A 19,202-nucleotide genomic window follows, 5' to 3' on the forward strand; every position below is an offset into this window, starting at 1 on the left:
ACGAACATATTGTAGATCGCGCGAATGGCGTTTTCGAAATCCCCGTCGCTCACGCCGATGATGATGTTTAACTCGCTGGAGCCCTGGTCGATCATCTTAACGTTGATATTAGCGTGCGCAAGTGCGGAGAAGATACGTCCCGCAGTGCCTCTGGTCGATCTCATGCCACGGCCTACGACTGCGATCAGCGCAAGGTCGCCCTCGATGTCGATCATATCAGGCTTTGCAAGGCGATGGATCGCTGCGACTACGTTCTGTTCCTTATCCATAAATTCATCCTGATGTACAAATACGGTCATCGTATCGATGCCTGACGGTACATGCTCAAACGAAATTCCATTATCTTCAAAAGCCTGTAAAATTCTTCTGCCGAACCCAATTTCGGAATTCATCATATCTTTTTCGATATTAACTGAGCAAAAGCCTCTCTTGCCGGCAATACCTGTAATGACAAATTTCGGCTTCTGGCAGGTGCTCTCCACAATCCAGGTGCCACTGTTGTCCGGTTCGTTGGTGTTGCGGATGTTGATCGGGATACCTTCGCTTCTGACCGGGAAAATTGCCTCTTCATGCAGCACGGACGCGCCCATATAGGAAAGCTCGCGCAGTTCTCTGTAAGTGATCGTCTCGATCTTTTCCGGGTTCGGGATGATATTCGGGTCTGCGATCAGAAATCCGGATACGTCCGTCCAGTTTTCGTAAACATCCGCATGAACCGCCTTTGCAACGATCGAACCGGTGATATCGGAGCCGCCTCTGGAGAACGTGCGAATGCTTCCGTCCGGATTTGCGCCATAAAAGCCCGGCACAACCGCGTTTTCCATGTTCTGAAGGCGTTCGCCCAGTACTTCGTTGGTCTTTACTGCATCGAATTCGCCATTTTCCTTAAAAAATACGACCTGTGCCGCATCGACAAATTCATATCCCAAATAAGCCGCCATTACGATACCGTTTAAATACTCTCCGCGGGATGCCGCATAATCCTTTCCGACATGGGCACGGAAGTTTTTTTCGATGACAGCAAACTCGTCTGCCAGAGACAACGTCAGGGACAGACCGTCAATGATCTCCTGATAGCGTTCCTCGATCTGGTGCAGGTTTTCAGAAAAATCTTCGTCCTGCTCCGCCAGCGCGTAACAGCCATACAGCATATCCGTTACCTTTGTGTCCTTGCGGAACCGTTTGCCCGGCGCGCTCGGTACAACGTATCTTCTGGATGCTTCTGCATGGACGATTTCCGCGACCTTTTCAAACTGCTGTGCGCTCGCAAGGGAACTGCCCCCGAATTTTACTACTTTTCTCATGGTCTCTGTATTCTCCTGTCTTTTTTCAATCCTTGATTCTGATCTTTTTCACAAATCCGGAGATCTGCTCCCGGCATTTCTCAAACTCTGCTTCCTGCATGGATTCTGTCACAAAAGCGAATTCCTCCAAAGCGCTGTCCAAAACGACCGGCACTACGGCTCCGAATACCTTTTCGACATCCGCCCGGGCTTTCTTTGACACCCGGACAAAGAAGCGTCCCTCCTGACTGTCAAAGTCGGCGACTTTTGCCTCGCCCTCTTCCCACAGGCATCCGACTGTTTTCTGTAGATGTCTCGCGCATTCCACCACATCGGCGACTACCGCACTCGCAGTCGGCAGCTTTCCGGCACCGCGTCCGTAAAACATCGTATCGCCCAACGTATTGCCGCATACCGCCACGGCGTTGAACACATCGTTGACACCGGCAAGGGCATTTTCCTTTTTCAGAAGGTACGGCGCAACGGATATCTGATAGCCATCCTCCGTCTCCCGGCTGACCGCCAGAAGCTTGATTGTCGCATCCAGCTTCTTTGCATAGGCAAAATCTGTCGGATCGATTCCGGCGATGCCCTCCGTATGGATTTTGTGGAAATCAACGGTCTTTCCCGCTACGAGGGAGGTCAGAATCGCAATTTTGCGGCACGCATCGTAGCCTTCCACGTCTGCTTCCGGATTGCGCTCCGCATAGCCCAGTGCCTGCGCCTGACCAAGGGCTTCTTCAAACAACATGCCCTCCTGTTCCATCTTTGTTAAAATATAATTCGTCGTTCCATTTAAAATACCGGAAACCTCCACAATCCGCTCCGCCGTCAGGCAGTTGTTAATTGGACGAATGATCGGAATACCGCCGCCTACGCTCGCCTCAAAAAAGTAATTGCAGCCATTCTCCCGCGCCAGCCGAAGAAGCTCTGCGCCGTGGTTTGCAACCAGCTCCTTATTCGAAGTGCATACGCTCTTTCCGGCTTCCAATGCACGCTTGGAAAACGTGTATGCCGGTTCGTTTCCGCCCATCGTCTCGCAGACAATCGAAATCTCCGGGTCCTGTAAAATAACTTCTATATCATGTACGACTTTCGTCTCATTCGGATCTCCGGGGAAATCCCTCAGATCCAGAATATATTTCACTTCAATCGGATTACCGGCACGCTTTGCAATCAGCTCCTGATTGCAGGAAAGCACTTCAGCCACGCCGCTTCCCACTGTACCATATCCTAATATCGCTGCTTTTACCATGCTTTGCTGTTCTCCGTTTTCTATTCTTTCGCCAGAATCTTTACGCTGTGCACGCCTGTCCGCTTCTCCATCGCATCCAGCATTTCCGAAATGTCCTTTGTCGTCTGAAGAACCTGTACGCTGATACTCAGCGTCGCAACGCCATTGATCGGAATACTCTGATGAATCGTCAGAATATTTGCGCCAAACTGTGCAATGACCTGAAGCACATCTGACAGAAGTCCCGGTTCGTCCTCGATCTGCATCGAAAGCGTTACAGTTTTTCCCTGGGTACTGTCGTGGAACGGAAAAATATCATCCTTATATTTGTAAAAAGAGCTTCTGCTGATACCAACCGCATCTACCGCGTCCTGAATGGTGGGCAGCTTTCCTGACTCCAACAGCCGTTTCGCTTCCACAACCTTCAATAATACCTCCGGTACCGCTTTTTTTGTCACCACAAAATATTTGGTAGGCTCTGTCATAATATCGCCCCCTTTATGTTCTTATGTCGCACACACTTGTGCGCCATTGAGGGATATTCTAACATAGCCTACCAAATTACGCAAGAACTATTTTTATCCGATTCTCGCCCGTTTGCGCTGTCGCTTGCCTGTCTGGAAACGATATGCGCCTACGACGTCGTAATAATAAACCGTTGCATACATCACAGCGCCCATAATAAACGCCATCAAAACGTCGAACATCGAATGCTGTTTGATAAACATCGTGGATAAAATGATCGAAACACAGAGAATCAGGGAGCCTCTGCGCACCCACTTTTTGCCGGAGAGCGTTTCATTGTTCATCACCGCGAAATGCGCTCCGAGGGAATTATATACATGGATACTGGGGAACAGGTTGGTCGGCGTATCCGTCTGCCAAAGCTGACTCACCAGAACCGTAAATACATTGTGGCGCGGCATGGTGTGAAGCCGCAGATGCTGAATATTCGGAATAAACGTCGAAATCACCAAAAAAATCAGCATTCCCGTGCACAGAAACACTGCACATCTGTCATAGTTGCGCCGATCCTTGAAAAACAGATACCCAAGCACAGCCGGTACATAAGCAAACCAGAGCAGGTACGGCACGACAAAATATTCACAGAACGGTATATAATCATCAATGTTCATATGCACTACCATATACTGCACATTGGTGCGGTGCTCCAGCAAATAAAACCACAGAACGTAGATCACACCGAAGATTGCCAACGGTATGATATGCTTATATTTCTCATAATAGCGTTTCATTACTCTCCTCTTTCGCTGCCGGGCAGCGATTCCATCCTCACGAAAAACAGCGTTTCTTCTATTTTTATACGTTCTATACAATCGTTATACGATAAACCGAATCTTCTGTTTTTCTACTGTCAGTTCAATTCTGTCGAGCTTTCCCGGGATCTCTCCGTCTGTCTGCACCCAGCAGGGCGTCGACGTACGAATTTCAATCCGGGAGGCACGATACTGATCCACGCCTTTAAATCCTCCGTGCTTTCCCTTCAATGCAAAAGGGATAATGATCGGGAATTTCCATCTCGGCACGTTATTGACCACGCACAGGTCGAGCAGCCCGTCCTGATCGTCTGCCTTCGGACAAAAGCAAAAGCCGCCGCCCTCGTAGCGGTGAATCATTCCCGCCGCAAATAAAAGCTTTCCTGCTTTGATGATCTCCCTGCCGTCCAAGCGAATCGACGCCCTGCAATACTGCAGCGTCAGCATCTGCTTCAAGCCGATCCCAAGATACGTCAGCTTGCCGAGCCCGAGTTTGTTTAACGCATCCTTCATCGGGGAATCGAGCGCCTCCTGACAAACCGCTGCATCATATCCTATGCCGCAGCTGACCAGAAAATGCCTTTTTTGCGTTTTTCCATCAGCATTCCATGTGACGCATCCAAGATCCATCCGATGCTCTGTGCCGCCCTCCAGCAGCTTTTTCATCAGAGGCCTAATGTCGTGCCCAATCTTAAGATCCCGCGCCAGATCGTTACTCGAACCGGTCGGGATATAACCGAGCCGAACCTGTTCGAAATGCTGCATCCCCTGTATGGCTTCATTGAGCGTTCCGTCTCCGCCGAGCACAATTAAAAACCGTTCCGCTCCTTCGGAAACATTCGTCAGCCGTTTTGCCAGCTGCCTGACATCGCCGCGCTTTTCCGAAAAATAAACCTCATAAGGAATGCTGCGCTCCTGCAAAACTGCTTCTGCCTGTTTCCAGAGCGCATAGCCCTCTCCTGAGTGGGCTGCAGGATTTACAATAAACAATAATGGAAGCCTGCCGTCCCCATATTCACATTCACAGTACATTTAGAACCCTTATCCTTTGTTTTTCCTAACCTTATCTTTACTAAGTCTGTATTTTATCCACAAATATTTCCAAAGTCAATACAGGGCAAACAGAATTCGTAAAAATTTAAGGAAAAGATAACAAAACCGCCGGGGCTTTCGAAAAAGCCGCCGGCGGTCTGTATCGGCTGCAAGCTGCAGCGTCAGATTATTTTACTGTGATTGCTGTGATATGGGGATTTACACCCTCGTACCAGTACAGGAAGCCTTCTGCATCGATGGTATCACCGATCTGCAGATTTTTAACAGCCTTGTAAACATCGCTGTCCTTGTCACACAGATAAGACTCAACCAGGAAGGTGTAGGTTTCGCCGTTGCTGGAAACGTTGAAGTACAGGTCATCGCCCTCAGAACCGGAACCATCGTAGTTGTACAGATAAGGAACATCGTTGCCGTCTGCATCCTGACCAGCCGCTTCTACAGTCAGATCCGTAAAGGTAACATGCTGGTTCTGATGATCGATCAGCTCGTCTGTGCCAAGCAGGTCAGTAACATCAACTGCAGGAGCGATATATTCGTCTGCGCCCTCTACAAACTCAAAGGTTGCATCCATTAGCTCAACTTCGCCGGACCACTCGGATTTGTAACCGGTTACGCGGATTTTTACGCCGGGAACGAGCTTTTCATAATCTTCTTCGGAACAAGCCATGTCATACAGGAAGTATGCGCCGTCCTTGTCCTGTGTATAAACAGTAGCCTTGTCTTCCCACCAGGACTGTTTTGCCTGAACGTAGCTCTCGATGGTCACTTCGCTGTCCAGATCTGCTGCAACATAATCTGCATAGGATAAAACATCGCCTGCTGCTTCTTCTGCTGCAGTGCTTTCTTCTGCGCTCTCAGTTGCGGTCTCTTCTGCTGCAGTGCTTTCAACAGTCTCTACTGCGGTGCTCTCAGCTGCTGTCTCTGTGGTTTCTGCTGCCTGTCCGCAGCCAACCATTGCTGCAGTCATGGAAACGGTCAGAACCATTGCCAGTAATTTTTTCATCTTTCTTCTCCTTTGTCTCCAGGACGTTTCCCGTCCCATGGAAAACCATTTTTGCTTAAACACTCTTATTATAGCCGAAATGTCCGGAAAATCAATCCCCTCTTTTGCTTTTTTGCAATTGCTGCCAGACCACATACAAAAGAATCAATACCCAGGCAGCGCCAATCACACTGAGTAATACGACGGAGGTCGTCGGAAGCGGTCCCAGATCCTGTTTGCCCGCCGTGCTCTGCAGCGTATCATTTAAGTGATACAGCGCGGTCACGTCATCAAAGAGCTTATCCGTGTATGCCTCGTCCACGGTTTCTTTTCGACGTACAGATTTTGCCGTTTTTTCAATCAGCTGTCCTGCCGCATCCCGCAGGGAAGCCGAGCCGGAAAAGACGGGCGTTGTAAACGTATCCTGCGTATGATTTAACAAAAGCTTCGCCGCTTCGATTTTTACTTTGTAATGGGTGTCCGAATCCTCGCCCTCCCGCGCAAGATAATCCTGATATTCGGCGGACTCCTGCGCTTTGGACGTGACCGGCACATAGCCTTCTGTCTCAGAATAGGAAATCTGCACGTCGCTGGTCAGAAGGTACTGGGTAAACAGCCAGGACGCCAACACCTCCTGCGGATCTTCCTTATAAAAAACACAGACCGAAGGGCCCTGCGAAATCATCTGCATATTTTCCGGGTCATACTGTGGAACGGGACGCACCGCCACTTCAAAGGACTGCTTTGCCTCGTCGCTGATATCCGACAGCGGCGCATCGGGGCCCATCCAGGTCGCGCCTGCGGTGGAATCCACGGCGAATACGCACTGACCGGCATTTAAAAAATTCGCCGGATAGCTCGAAATCTTAAACGTTGAAAATGCACCGGAACGGACATGATCCGCAATCGTAAACAGAATGTCCTTTGTCGTATCGTTGAAAATCTCGACCTCGCCGGACTGCGTGGAATATCCGGCGTTTTTCTGACGCAGCATCTGAATCATCATATTGTCGGTGGATTTGTAGATAAACGGGATCATAACGTCGCCCCCATTTAACACATACTTTCCATCCGCGCCCTTTTTCGCAGCTGCCTCAGAGACTTCCCAGATAAAATCCCAGGTCAGCACGTCAGGAACCGTATAGCCCAGCTGCTCCACATAATCCTGGTTGATATAGCAGGCTTCTGTCGAACGCATGTAGGGAAGCGCGTAATAATGTCCGTTTAAGGAACATTCCTTCAAAAACTGCGGAATTACTTCCTCCTGCGTCGGGGAATCGAATTCCAGATTGCTTCCGCCAAGTCCATAGGCGGGATCTGCCATCAGCTCATCCAGAGGTACGACCACCTGACTGCCGGTTAAATACGTTGCAATATGGTCCGGGTAGGTGATGCAGACATTCGGCGTCGTCTGCGTCGCAATATTCGTAATAACGTCGTTGTAAATTTTGCCGTAATCCGTGTACAGCTTCAGATTGACCGTAATATTCGGGTAGAGTGCCTCAAAATCCGCGATCGTTTTTTTGTAAATATCCGTCTGACGGATGTTCGTGTCATTTTTTGCCCAGAACGTGATCTCATACTGCTTTGTCGTGTCGAAGCTCTCCGGCACTTCAAACGCAGCCTTTTCCTTCGAGCCGTGACATCCGGTCAGCCCTGCTGCAGCCCCGGTCAGACAGACAAACGCCATCGCACAGGACAACATCTTTTTCCAGAATGGTCTCATCCTTTTACCCCTCCCTGCGATACGCCCGCCATAATCTTTTTGCGGAACACCAAAAACAGCACGATCAGCGGAACCGAAATCACGACCACCGCCGCCATCATGGCAGGGATATTTTCTCTGCCGAAGCCGTTTTCCCGGATCTCCTGAATGCCGTTGGAAACCAAATAATATGCCGGATCGTCCGTCACCAGGCGCGGCCAGAGATAGGAGTTCCAGCACTCAATGACCTTTAAGATCCCGACGGTAACAAGGGTTGGGCGGCAGATCGGCAGCATCACCTTCCAGAGATATTTCAAATCAGAGGTTCCGTCCACCTTTGCCGCACGGTACAGCTCGTCTGGAACCTGTTCAAAATTTTCTTTCAATAAATAAATGTAAAACACCGAGGTCACGGACGGCAGTACCAATCCGGCAAAGCTGTTGCGCATGCCCCACTGTGTGATCGTCGCGTAGTTGGTGATCATGACCAGCTCCGCCGGAATCATCATCAGGGACAGAAAAAACGTGAACACCAGATTTTTTCCCGGAAAGGAAAGGCGTGCAAACGCATATGCCGCGAGCGTGATCACGACCATCATCAGCGCCGTCGTCACAACCGTGAAAATCAGCGTATTGAGCAGGTATTTGCCCAGCGGTACAGAAGTAAACGCATCTGCGTAGTTCTGCAGCGTCGGCGAAAGCGTAAACAGCTTCGGGATATGCTCTGCGTTATAGGAACCGTAGCTTTTTACGGAGGTTAAAAGCATCCAGTAAAACGGAAACAACACCACGAGCGCCCAGAACGTCAGAAAAATATAGGTTCCTGTCTTGCCAGCTCTGGCTTTTTTCCGGTCCCGTTCTTCGGTTTGTCCATAATCCAATTCTTTGTCCATAACGGTCTGCCTTTCAGTAATGCACATGTTTTTTGCTTACGAGAAGATTGATACAGGTAATCGTCAAAACGATCACAAACAAAAGGATTGCCGCCGCGGAAGCATAGGACGGAAAGCCTCCGCTGTCCCCGTAAAGCATGTCGTAAACATAGCCGACAATCGTATTCATCCCAGCCGCGTTCAAATCCGTTCCAAACAGCGCAACTGCGTCGCTGTAGGCTTTAAACGCGCCGATAAAGCCAGTGATAATCAGATAAAAAATCATCGGGGAAATCATCGGCACTGTGATCTTCCAGAAAATTCTCGTCTTCGAGGTTCCGTCCACCTTCGCCGCCTTGTAATAGTCGGGATTTACCGAAGCGAGGGCGCTCGTTAAGATCAGAATTTTAAAGGGCATAACGACCCAAATCGTGTAAAAGCACAGGACAAACATCTTCGCCCAGTAGGGACCGCTGATAAAATCGACCGGTCCTGCACCGAACCAGTGCAGCATCAGGTTGATTAAACCGTCCGTATATTCTGTTTTCTGGAACAGCACCATAAATACCATGCCAACCGCCAGCGTATTGGTCACATAAGGCAGGAAAAATACCGTCTGGTACAGGTCGCGCAGCGCTTTGATCGAGCTGAGCGCCAGGGAAATCAGCAGTGCAAAGCCTGTGGATAGGGGCACGGTGATGACAACCAGAAGGAATGTATTTTTGACCGCCTGTAAAAAATACGGGTCATGCAGGACATAGGAATAGTTGTAAAATCCGGTTCCGAAATAGGTCTGGGACGCAAAGTTATAGCCCTCCTCCATCGAATAGACAAACACGTCGATCAGCGGATAGACGAGGAAAAATCCCAGAAATAAAATGGCAGGCAGCAAATACAGCCATGCCCTGAGGGTTTGTTTTTTCATGGTCAGCTCCTTTTGCCTGCAGGCCGCTTTAACGCAGTCTCAATCCGGCTGCCGTCTTTTGCATCAAACAAAAATACCTTATCTGTTTTCAGCGAGAAGAAAACTGCCTGTGCCATATCCTGATTTAACCTGGTCGAGCCGACGATCGCGCGGATGGATGCATTTTCCGCAGCCGGATGGGACGCGACAATGCTGATATCTCTGCCCAGCACCTCGATGCCCTTTAATGCACAGGAAAACGTTCCGTCCTCGTCCACAACAAAGCCCTCCGGACGGATACCGACCGTTACCTCCTGGTCAGGCAGATCGGCAAGCAGCACCGTCTCTTCCCCAATTTTCACCTGACCGTCTGTCACTTTTCCGGAAAAGACATTGATCGGCGGCGTGCCCAAAAATTTTGCCACAAACAGGTTTGCCGGCTGGTCATAGACCTCCTGCGGTTTGCCGATCTGCTGCAGGATGCCTTCTTTCATGACAACAATCAGATCGGAAATACTCAGTGCCTCCTCCTGATCGTGCGTGACGAAGATCGTCGTGATTTTCGTCTCGCGCTGAATCCTGCGGATTTCTTCCCGGGTCTGCAGGCGCAGGCGCGCATCCAGGTTCGACAGCGGCTCATCCAGTAAAAGTACGCGAGGCATTTTTACCAGTGCACGCGCGATGGCTACACGCTGCTGCTGACCGCCGGAAAGCTCCCTGGGCTTTCGATCCAGCAGTTCTTCCAGCGAAACCATCTTCGCTGCGTCCAGCACACGCTTTTCCATCTCTTCTTTGGAAAGGCGATCTTTTCCCTTTAAATTCTCCAGCGGGAACATAATATTTTTCCGCACCGTCAGATGCGGGTATAGCGCGTAATTCTGAAATACCATGCCGACACCACGATGCTCCGGCTCCACGCCCGTCACATCCTCGCCGCCGAAGAAAATTTTGCCCGAGGTCGGCTTTTCCAGACCGCAGATTAGGTTTAACGTCGTGCTCTTACCGCAGCCCGACGGTCCTAACAGACCGATCAGCTGACCGTCCGGGATCGTAAAGTTAAATTCGTTGACCGCGGTGACATCCCCCGGATGCTTGCGGTTTCGGTTCGGAAATTTCTTTGTCAGGTTCTGTAATTGGATCTCCATAATACCCTCTCTTTTGCTGTTGTCACCAGCGGCGGCAACGTTTTTTGACAGATCAACCTGTATTTGGGCAAAATCTACCCATATAACCTGATTATAGCGAAAGGGAGCGTATTTCTCAAGACCTTTCCTTGGAAAGCTGCGAAGGGCAAAAACAACTCGGCGCCATACAGCTGTTTTCTGACAGCAGCTGTATGACGCCGAGATATTGTCGGCAGGCGCTGTTTTTATCGTATGGAAACTTCGTTTCCATACGATAAAAACGCTCCGCGAGGATGCGCACTCGGCGCAAGGGTAGATGGTTGCTGAAGCAACCGCGCCTCGGCGCGAGAATGTGCCAAGGCACATTCTTTTTTATTTCTCCTGCCATTTTAGAATCCTTTTTTACCGCACAGTCGGAATCCGTGTTACAACAAAGCTGTTTGCCGGAAGCACGATGCCGTCTGCTGCATTGCTCTCGCACTCCGAAAGTTTTACGCTGTCCGGATGCTCAATGCAGTTATACGCGTCTTCACCCTCGCCGGTCAAAATCACGTTCTTTGCCGTTCCTGCTGCCCGGAAGCTGCCCAGGTCAAGCTCGAGCGTTTTTTCGCAGTCGTTATGGTTGACCACCTTGAGGATGAGATCTCCGGTTCTTTCATCGAGGCTTACGTTTGCATAAACCTGCTCCTTGCGCAGCTCTTTTTCCTGTCCGTCCATCGCAAGGGTCACGGTTCCCATATTTTCTCCATAAAGCTTCTGTACGAAATAGCTGGGCGTCCCATAGGCTTTCGTCTCATCGAACCAGATCATATCCGGAGACCACTGCGCGTAGCCGACTCTTGCAAACAGGGGCGCATAGGAAGCCAGCACAACAACGTCCGCATTTCTTTCCACGCCGGTCAAAAATGCCGCCTCTGCCAGTGCGCCGCCCAGGGTGTTTGCCTGAGGCAGGTTCATGCCGCTGATCGGATGAGAAGCATATTCCCCGGAGAACACCTTGACATCCCTCGGATATTCATCATAGAAATCTGTATGTGCATAAAACCAGTCGGGTTTTACATAGTAATGCTCATCCACTGCATAGCAGAAATTGTCTCTTGCAGGAACTTCTTTTTTATAGAATTCCCATGCCTTGTCGTAATGCTCGGAGGTGATATCCGGTCCTGCAGAGCCGATCAGCTTAATTTCGGGATATTTTGCGTGGATTGCCTTTTCGAATGCCTGATATCGACCAAAGAAGTCAATCTTTTCCGTCTGCCACTGCTCATTGCCGATGCCGACCATCGTCAACCCGAAGGGCTCTGGATGTCCCATTTTTGCACGGACACTGCCCCAGGTGCTGTCTGCGGGACCGTTTGCAAACTCGATCAAGTCAACCGCATCCTGCAAAAACTCCTGAAACTCCGGCTCGTCCATTTCCACCAGCTCATAGGACTGGAACTGACACGCCAGACCGACATTCAAAACCGGCAACGGCTTTGCACCGATCAGCTCACACAGCAGAAAATATTCATAAAAACCGATGCCGAGGGTCTGGTTGTAATGGGAATACTGCGTGTGCCATCCGTTTTCCTCGCTCGTCAGATGCACTGCCCAGCGATTGAAATTCGTGCGGCGATCTTTGATGTCGCCGACGCTCTCTTTCCAGCGGTAACGATTTTCCAGTGTATTTCCTTCGATAATACATCCACCCGGAAAACGCAAAAAACCGGGATGCAAGCCTTTTAACAGGTCAAACAGATCTTTGCGGAACACACCTGCCACCGCATCGTCCGGCATCATGGAAATCAAATCGAACTCGACCGTGCCGGGCTTTGTCAGGCTGATCGTAAATCTGCCATTCCGGATTGTCTCCCCGGCTTCCAGTACTGCTTCATACAGGTTCCATTTCTGCCAGGTTTTCTCCGGCGCATGGATGCAGGAAACCTCTGCCTGTGCGCAGATTCTGCCGTCCTTTGTGACCTGTACCGTAATATCTCCTTCCGGATACTGCGCCGCCCGCGCATAAAACCGAACGGTGTAGGTCTTTCCTTTTTCCAGATAAATACCGTCATACGCCTTATTCCAGAAGCCCTGTCCGGCATCCTGCGCCGTGAACCGCAGATACCACGGATTCACGCGGCTGATCGGGCTGCCCGTCACATATTCCATGCGGCCCTCACCACATTCTTTGGTCGCATTCCAGCCATAGCCCCATGCAGGCTTAGTATAATAATCTCCCACGTCCCCGTAACAGTCCACAAAGGAAAACGACCGGTTTTCAATCATCTCTGCGTACAGACCGCCGTCCGCCGCGTAGTTGATATCCTCAAAAAACAGACCGATCATGCCGTCCTGAACCGCCGCCTTTTTGCAGTTTGAAATCTGAAGCTTCACAACAATACCTCCTTCTTATCTATTTGTAAGGTTCTTTAGTTTTGTTTAAATTATTATACTTCGTGCAAAACATCTTTGTAAAGAGGGGGATGGAATTATTTTCCCGCCGCGACGCGCTGCGGATACCATTTTTCAAACCAACCCGTAAAGATGCCCATGAGCACGGTCGCCATGTTGTTTAAAATCTGCATCAGCGTCGTATGCCCTGCCGGCAACAGAAATGCCGACCAAATTGCAATCAGAATGTAGAGGATTCCCCAGCCAGCCGCCAGGATTCTGTTCGCTTTCATAAAAATCGGATTTTCCAGCGCATCGTCGCCATGGTAGTTGTATTTGACATAAGCCGCACAGAGTGGCTCTTTTGTCAGGCAGGATAACAGCCACATCAGCCCGAAGCCCAGATATCCGGCAAGCAGTGCGATATTGACACAGCCTTTTTGCAGGGCGAGGACAGAAAGCAGTGCGACAATTCCAAAGGAAAGCCGGTCATAAACCGTCAGCTTCCGGTTCCACGCAGCAAGCGGCAGGCACGCGCAGATCGCCATCGTCACGATCGCTCCGACATTTCCTCCGACAGGCACCGCCACCCAGAACGTAATCCACGCTGCCAGCATGAAAATCATCTGCGGCTGTTTTTCTTTTTCTGCTGTCCTCCCGTCGGAATTTTTGCCGGATTTTTCTTTTCCCGCAGCTGCCTTTGCTGCACCAAAGAAATCATCCCAGTGTATCATCAGGGAAAAATCTCCAGTCACGCGATACATTCCTTTTGCCAGTGCTGCATCCCCACGGATCTCTCCCCTTGCAATCGACTGCCAGACGTCCCAGGGCGTCTCGATCACCGTCGTTGCCTCCCTGCTGCCTGCATCCAGCACCGTGCTGCCGTCTTTTCCGAGCACGATCTGCCACGCTTTTCCCAGGTCTGTATAGCGAATTTCCAGCACGCGCTCTTTTTGGTCGAAGCTGTCTTTGTTATAAAGTGCCGCCATCTGCCTGGTAAAGGTCAGCACCGGATCTTCCTTTTCGCCGCTCTTTTTTTCCACGCCCCAGCTCGCATCCGCCATTTTTTCAAATACATCTCTCGGATACAGAAGTTCCCTCAGCTTTTCCTTCATGCCTTCTGAAATCGCCTGTTTCTGTGCGTATTCGCGCCCCGCCTGTCTGACGCATTCCAGATATTCATCCGTCCGCGCCTTTAATTCGGGAACACGGAACAGCTCACCCTGTCCGCAGAAAATGCTTTCATACTGTCCTGCGCCGCACACATGGTCGAACAGCTTCGTCACGCTGTCGTAATTATTCTTTGCGGTATAAAATCCGCAGGTGGAAATCAGCAGATGCCGCTTACCGCTCATATCGTATCGGGACGGATGCCCGCCGCTCCCGGTCTGCCCCTCTTGCTCTTCCATAAACGGAAGGTTCATGGGCAGCTGCCTGTCGATAAAGTTTTTCAAAAGCCCCGGAACGCTGAAATAGTAAAGTGGAAAGCTCCAGATCATGAGATCCGCCCACAGCTCGCCTTCGATGCCCTCCTGCATATCGTCTGTCATCACGCATTTGCCCGGCGTTTTGTTCCAGCAGGCAAAACAGCCCCTACAGGAAGCGATCTTTTTCTCGGAAAGGTTCATCTGTCTGATCTCTGCATCCTTGTCGATTTCCAAAATGCCCTCCAGAAATGCTTTGGAAAGCTTTAACGTGTTGCTTCGATCGCCTTTCGGGCTTCCATTGATCAAAAGAATGTTCATACCAATCTCCATTCCGCGGGCGCTTTGTGCCAAAGGAACCGCGAGACGAACATCCAGTTCGTCTCTGCGATCCTGGCTACTTTGTGTCGCCTGCGACGCAGTTTCTCTTATGTTCAGTATAGCACACCCGAATATCCGCTGCATTGTCATTTTGGTAAAATTTGAGAAAAACACGCATCCTCGTAGCGCGTTTATTAGCGTATGGAAACGAAGCTTCCTATACGATAATAAAACTGTCGCCGGAAATCTGCCGTTTTTCGACCCTTATACTCCGCTGTGTTACGGCACATCTACCATAATCACATCCGGTCCGATCTGTTTGATATCCTGATACGCAACCGCATACTCCGTATCGCAGCCAAACAGGCACTTCCAGTTTTTGCCGCCGATGCCCGGCACAATAATTTTCTGGATCACGCCGCTGCACTCATCGAACTCGAAGTCCGTCACATGTCCCATTTTTCGGCAGTCGCGTAAGTTTACGACTTCCTTGCTTTTTAATTCTGAAAAAAGCATCCGAAATTCTCCCGTTTTTTCTATCCTATGCAGCGGCGCGCACGCTGGTGCAGCGCTTTTCACTACGGCTGCCATGCGCTGCAATACATCAAAATCTGCGTCATCGCTTTGAATAAATTTCGTTTTTTCGTCCATGCTCTTTTCATAGCTTTTCAATCACAGGAGGCAATGCCATGGCACTCAACAAAGTGGAAATCTGCGGCGTCAACACCGCCCGCCTGCCGATCCTAACCAATGAAGAAAAAGACGCGCTTTTTATCCAGATCCGGCAGGGCGACGCCGAGGCACGGGAACAGTTTATCAAGGGAAATCTGCGGCTCGTTTTGAGCGTCATCCGACGCTTTTCCTCTGCAGGGGAAAACGTAGACGATCTATTTCAGATTGGCTGTATCGGTCTGATCAAGGCAATCGACCATTTCAATACCGAACTGGGAGTACGGTTTTCAACTTATGCTGTTCCAATGATTATTGGCGAGATCCGGCGTTTTCTGCGGGACAACAACTCCATCCGGGTCAGCCGTTCGCTGCGCGACACCGCCTATAAAGCCATCTACGCGCGGGAAATGCTTTTAAAAAAGAACCAGAAGGAGCCGTCCATCACCGAGGTTGCCTCCGAGGTCGGCATCTCCCGGGAGGATATTGTCTATGCCCTCGACGCCATCCAGAATCCCATGAGCCTGTATGAGCCGATTTTCACAGACGGAGGAGACACGCTCTATGTGATGGATCAGATTCGGGATAAAAAGAACCGGGAGGAAAACTGGGTCGAGCATCTGTCTTTGTCCGACGCGTTAAAAAAGCTCAATGCCCGGGAACATGAGATCATTTCTCTGCGCTTTTTCGAGGGAAAAACGCAGATGGAGGTTGCCGAGCTGATCGGAATTTCCCAGGCACAGGTTTCCCGGCTCGAAAAAAATGCTCTCCGCATCATGCGCGCGTATTTGAGCGCATGATGCAGGGAGCATGTAACACACGGTGTGAGTATTTCACGGCATGACAGCACATCCCGGAATGCGTGCTGGCATGGCGGTCGAACGCAGCTGCAGCGCGCAGCTTCACTCCCGCACCATCTCTTTTTTCAGCCGCTTCATGATCTTTTTTTCCAGCCGGGAAATATAGGACTGGGAAATACCCAGATATGCCGCGACCTCCTTCTGGGTCATTTCCTGCCCGTCCGGCGTATCCAGTCCAAAACGCAGGCTGACGATTGTGCGCTCCCGCTCGGAAAGCTTCGCCACCGCATTTCTTAAAATCCTGCGCTCTGCCTCATTTTCCATATCCCGGTAGATCACGTCCTCATCCGTCCCCAGGATATCCGACAAAAGCAGCTCGTTCCCGTCCCAGTCCACGTTCAGCGGCTCGTCGATCGAAACCTCCATCCGCGTCTTGTGGTTGCGGCGCAGATACATCAGGATTTCATTTTCAATGCATCGGGATGCATAAGTTGCGAGCTTGATATTTTTCCCGGGATTGAATGTATTGATTGACTTGATCAGTCCAATCGTGCCGATCGAAATCAGATCCTCCACGCCAACGCCCGTATTATCGAATTTCTTTGCTATGTAAACAACCAGGCGCAGGTTGTGTTCAATTAAAATTGACCGCGCCTCCTGCGCATATTCCTCTGTCGCCAGATCCTGAATCACCTCGTTTTCCTGTTCCGTTTCCAGAGGTGCCGGAAGCACATCTGCGCCGCCAATATAATGAATATCCCCCTCATGTGCCATAAAAAATGCCGGTTCCCGGCGGATCAATTTAAACTGCACTTTTCCCGGCATCGCTACTTTTAATATCATGGTCTGCTCCTTTCTTTTCCTCCAGTAATGCTGGATGCAGAATCATCTGGTATCCGCCCGACCGGCTCAAACGCCCGGGTCCGACCGCAACCGTCACATCTGCAATCTTTTTCTCCTGTCCGTCTTTTCTCAGATACAGTTCTGAAACCGTCACCGCCCGAAGGAGTCCGTGGGCCCTGCCGATGCTGTGATAGGGAATCAGCCGAACCGCCTTTTCCGTCGAAATTCCAAGCTTTTTCGCCGTCTCTTCGTCCAGAATGCAGACCGGGCGCCCCGTGTACGGGTCTTTCAGGGAATTTCCGCTGTCCATCAACGCGCTTCCGGAAAAAAACTTCGTTTTCCAGAAAAAAGAGACTTTCCAGATCGGATGTTTCTGCCGCCTGCGCTCCCGGTCCAGAAGCTTTGCACCATACCAGACGACAATCGCGCACCAGACCAAAAGCTGCATCATGGAAACCTGCCCGCCGGTCCCAAAACCGTTTTGATCGGTTCCAAACAGCTCCCGGACTTCAGAAATACCGTTGCAGACGCCGCCGAGCACGCAGGCACAACACATATAGCAGATCCAGACACGCCGCATTCCTTCCCGGCTTTTGACCTGAAAGCATCGCTGTACCCACCAAAGTGCTGCAATCAGGCAAAAAAACGTTTTTCCTGCCAGAATTATCCCTACTTCTCCCTGCAAAACCGCCGGAGCAGGCAGCAACAGGATTGCCGTAAAGCACAGCGCATTTCCGGCTGCTATTTCGATAATCCGTCGAACCCTTACTGTTATCCCAGACAGTTTCGCTGTCAGAAATAACAGCAGCACATTGATACAGGTGTGCATTATCCAGACCCGGTCTGCATAAATCCGATAGCTCACAAGCCTTTCCTCCCGCACGTTTTCCAAAACTGTATGTCCTTATTATAAAAATGCTGGCGCGTGGATTTTGTCGAAACGCTGTGCGCTGCCGGGGAAAGTTTCGACAAAAAAACACCGCGAAATGACTTTTTCAGTCACCTCGCGGTGTTTTCTGTTTCGTTACTAAAATTATTTATTTTTTCTGAAGGAAATCCGGAATCTTTAAATCTCTCTCCTGTACCTTGCTGCGCAGTACCGTAGGAGCAGGCTGAATGCCATTTATGCCTGCCGGCTTCTTTAATTCCGCATTGGAAGCAGCTCCGGGATGAACCGGCTGCTGCAGTGCGCTGTTATACGGTCTTGTCGTGTTCGCGCCGGTCGCGCTCACTGTGGTCTTCATACCGGTCTGGCCTACAGAAGGAGTGATCGGTTTTCTTGCAAAGGAAGTACCGAAGCGGGAAGCCGGTGTCTCCTCAATACCGGTTGCAATTACGGTAATCCGGCAGTAGTCTGCCTGGTTGGAATCATACATGGCACCGAAGATGATGTTAACGTCATCGCCGGTGATCTCACGGACATAATCCACCGCATCGGAAGCGTCGAACATGGAAATATCGCCGGACACGTTGATGATGATATCGGTTGCGCCTGCAATTGTTGTCTCTAACAGCGGGCTCTCTACAGCGGCTTTGACTGCCATGACAGCCTTATCGTCGCCTTTACCTTCGCCGATACCGATGTGAGCAATGCCCTTGTCGCGCATAACGGTCTGCACGTCTGCAAAGTCGAGGTTAATGACTGCGGGGACGTTGATCAGATCGGTAATTCCCTGTACTGCCTGCTGAAGGACTTCGTCGGCCTTCATCAGGGCTTCCGGCATGCTGGTACGCTTGTCCACAATTTCCAGAATCTTGTCATTCGGGATAACGATCAGAGTATCCACGCTGTCACGCAGCTTCTCGATACCGGACATCGCATTGTTCATACGGGTCTTTGCTTCAAAGCGGAACGGCTTGGTTACAACCCCGACGGTCAGGATTCCTTTGTCTTTGGCGAGCTTTGCGACAACAGGAGCCGCACCGGTTCCGGTTCCGCCGCCCATACCGCAGGTAACAAATACCATATCTGCTCCGTCTAAGGATTTGGAAATTTCTTCTGCACTCTCCTGAGCTGCCTGCTCACCGATTTCGGGCTTTGCGCCTGCGCCCAGTCCCTTGGTCAGCTTCTCGCCGATCTGCAGGTGCTTTTCCGCTTTGCAGAACTGCAGAGCCTGTCGGTCTGTATTGACTCCGATAAACTCCACACCGTCAATTTTCTCATCAATCATTCTATTTACAGCATTATTGCCTGCACCGCCAACTCCAATGACAAGGATGTGCGCTGCCGCTTCTGCGTCATTTACTTTAATCTCCAGCAAGGGTATTTCCTCCTTCATTCCTGACAAACTTCATAATATTTATCATATAATCATTTTCAGAATTACGCAACCCATTT

General features: G+C 50.4%; 18 protein-coding genes. 1 reads left to right on the plus strand and 17 read right to left on the minus strand.

Features of this window, described 5'->3' with window-relative positions; genetic code table 11:
• From OCV62_RS08240 to OCV62_RS08305, 14 genes are all read right to left on the minus strand, one after another.
• Window positions 1-1,304: aspartate kinase (locus tag OCV62_RS08240; protein ID WP_262585937.1), on the minus strand; the 1,304-nt coding region annotated here is incomplete at its 3' end.
• A gap of 25 nt (window positions 1,305-1,329) precedes the next feature.
• Complete coding sequence (locus tag OCV62_RS08245) at window positions 1,330-2,538, minus strand: homoserine dehydrogenase (protein ID WP_262585939.1); 1,209 nt, start codon at window positions 2,536-2,538, stop codon at window positions 1,330-1,332.
• 20 nt (window positions 2,539-2,558) lie between these two features.
• Window positions 2,559-3,002 carry an ACT domain-containing protein gene (locus OCV62_RS08250; RefSeq protein WP_117960294.1) on the minus strand — a complete coding sequence of 148 codons (444 nt, stop codon included), beginning with the start codon at window positions 3,000-3,002 and terminating at the stop codon, window positions 2,559-2,561.
• A gap of 93 nt (window positions 3,003-3,095) precedes the next feature.
• Window positions 3,096-3,773, minus strand: coding sequence for a phosphatase PAP2 family protein (locus OCV62_RS08255; protein ID WP_262585941.1), 678 nt, complete (start codon window positions 3,771-3,773; stop codon window positions 3,096-3,098).
• A gap of 84 nt (window positions 3,774-3,857) precedes the next feature.
• The gene (locus tag OCV62_RS08260) at window positions 3,858-4,826 is read right to left on the minus strand and encodes a diacylglycerol/lipid kinase family protein (RefSeq protein ID WP_262585943.1); all 969 of its coding nucleotides are present in this window, start codon (window positions 4,824-4,826) and stop codon (window positions 3,858-3,860) included.
• Between the two features lie 187 nt (window positions 4,827-5,013).
• Window positions 5,014-5,850, minus strand: coding sequence for a hypothetical protein (locus OCV62_RS08265; protein ID WP_262585945.1), 837 nt, complete (start codon window positions 5,848-5,850; stop codon window positions 5,014-5,016).
• Between the two features lie 91 nt (window positions 5,851-5,941).
• Window positions 5,942-7,555, minus strand: a complete 1,614-nt coding sequence (locus tag OCV62_RS08270; RefSeq protein ID WP_262585947.1) for an ABC transporter substrate-binding protein — start codon at window positions 7,553-7,555, stop codon at window positions 5,942-5,944.
• Entirely contained in the window at window positions 7,552-8,427 is an 876-nt protein-coding gene (locus OCV62_RS08275) for a carbohydrate ABC transporter permease (protein WP_117960342.1), read from the minus strand. Before OCV62_RS08275 ends, OCV62_RS08270 begins: the two co-directional genes overlap by 4 nt.
• A gap of 13 nt (window positions 8,428-8,440) precedes the next feature.
• A complete protein-coding gene (locus tag OCV62_RS08280) occupies window positions 8,441-9,331 on the minus strand; it encodes a carbohydrate ABC transporter permease (RefSeq protein ID WP_117960285.1) in 891 nt (296 codons plus the stop codon).
• A 2-nt stretch (window positions 9,332-9,333) separates the two neighbouring features.
• The gene (locus tag OCV62_RS08285; RefSeq protein WP_262585950.1) at window positions 9,334-10,455 is read right to left on the minus strand and encodes an ABC transporter ATP-binding protein; all 1,122 of its coding nucleotides are present in this window, start codon (window positions 10,453-10,455) and stop codon (window positions 9,334-9,336) included.
• Window positions 10,456-10,570: 115 nt separating this feature from the next.
• Complete coding sequence (locus OCV62_RS08290) at window positions 10,571-10,822, minus strand: hypothetical protein (protein WP_262585955.1); 252 nt, start codon at window positions 10,820-10,822, stop codon at window positions 10,571-10,573.
• Window positions 10,823-10,836: 14 nt separating this feature from the next.
• The gene (locus OCV62_RS08295; protein ID WP_262585958.1) at window positions 10,837-12,810 is read right to left on the minus strand and encodes an alpha-L-arabinofuranosidase C-terminal domain-containing protein; all 1,974 of its coding nucleotides are present in this window, start codon (window positions 12,808-12,810) and stop codon (window positions 10,837-10,839) included.
• 95 nt (window positions 12,811-12,905) lie between these two features.
• Complete coding sequence (locus tag OCV62_RS08300; RefSeq protein WP_330667318.1) at window positions 12,906-14,564, minus strand: flavodoxin family protein; 1,659 nt, start codon at window positions 14,562-14,564, stop codon at window positions 12,906-12,908.
• Between the two features lie 267 nt (window positions 14,565-14,831).
• Complete coding sequence (locus tag OCV62_RS08305; protein ID WP_262585960.1) at window positions 14,832-15,203, minus strand: YlmC/YmxH family sporulation protein; 372 nt, start codon at window positions 15,201-15,203, stop codon at window positions 14,832-14,834.
• Between the two features lie 38 nt (window positions 15,204-15,241).
• On the opposite strand from OCV62_RS08305, the gene sigG reads away from it, so the two are divergent.
• Window positions 15,242-16,021, plus strand: a complete 780-nt coding sequence (gene sigG, locus OCV62_RS08310) for an RNA polymerase sporulation sigma factor SigG (RefSeq protein WP_117960275.1) — start codon at window positions 15,242-15,244, stop codon at window positions 16,019-16,021.
• Window positions 16,022-16,123: 102 nt separating this feature from the next.
• On the opposite strand, the gene sigE is transcribed toward sigG, so the two are convergent.
• From sigE to ftsZ, 3 genes are all read right to left on the minus strand, one after another.
• Entirely contained in the window at window positions 16,124-16,864 is a 741-nt protein-coding gene (gene sigE / locus OCV62_RS08315; protein ID WP_021915833.1) for an RNA polymerase sporulation sigma factor SigE, read from the minus strand.
• A complete protein-coding gene (locus OCV62_RS08320; protein ID WP_262585963.1) occupies window positions 16,824-17,729 on the minus strand; it encodes a sigma-E processing peptidase SpoIIGA in 906 nt (301 codons plus the stop codon). The genes sigE and OCV62_RS08320 overlap by 41 nt, the downstream gene beginning before the upstream one ends.
• A 172-nt stretch (window positions 17,730-17,901) precedes the next feature.
• A complete protein-coding gene (gene ftsZ / locus OCV62_RS08325; protein ID WP_021915831.1) occupies window positions 17,902-19,125 on the minus strand; it encodes a cell division protein FtsZ in 1,224 nt (407 codons plus the stop codon).
• Between the last annotated feature and the right edge of the window lie 77 nt (window positions 19,126-19,202).

Origin of the sequence: Gallintestinimicrobium propionicum (assembly GCF_025567525.1) — a bacterium.
Lineage (GTDB): Bacteria > Bacillota > Clostridia > Lachnospirales > Lachnospiraceae > Gallintestinimicrobium > Gallintestinimicrobium propionicum.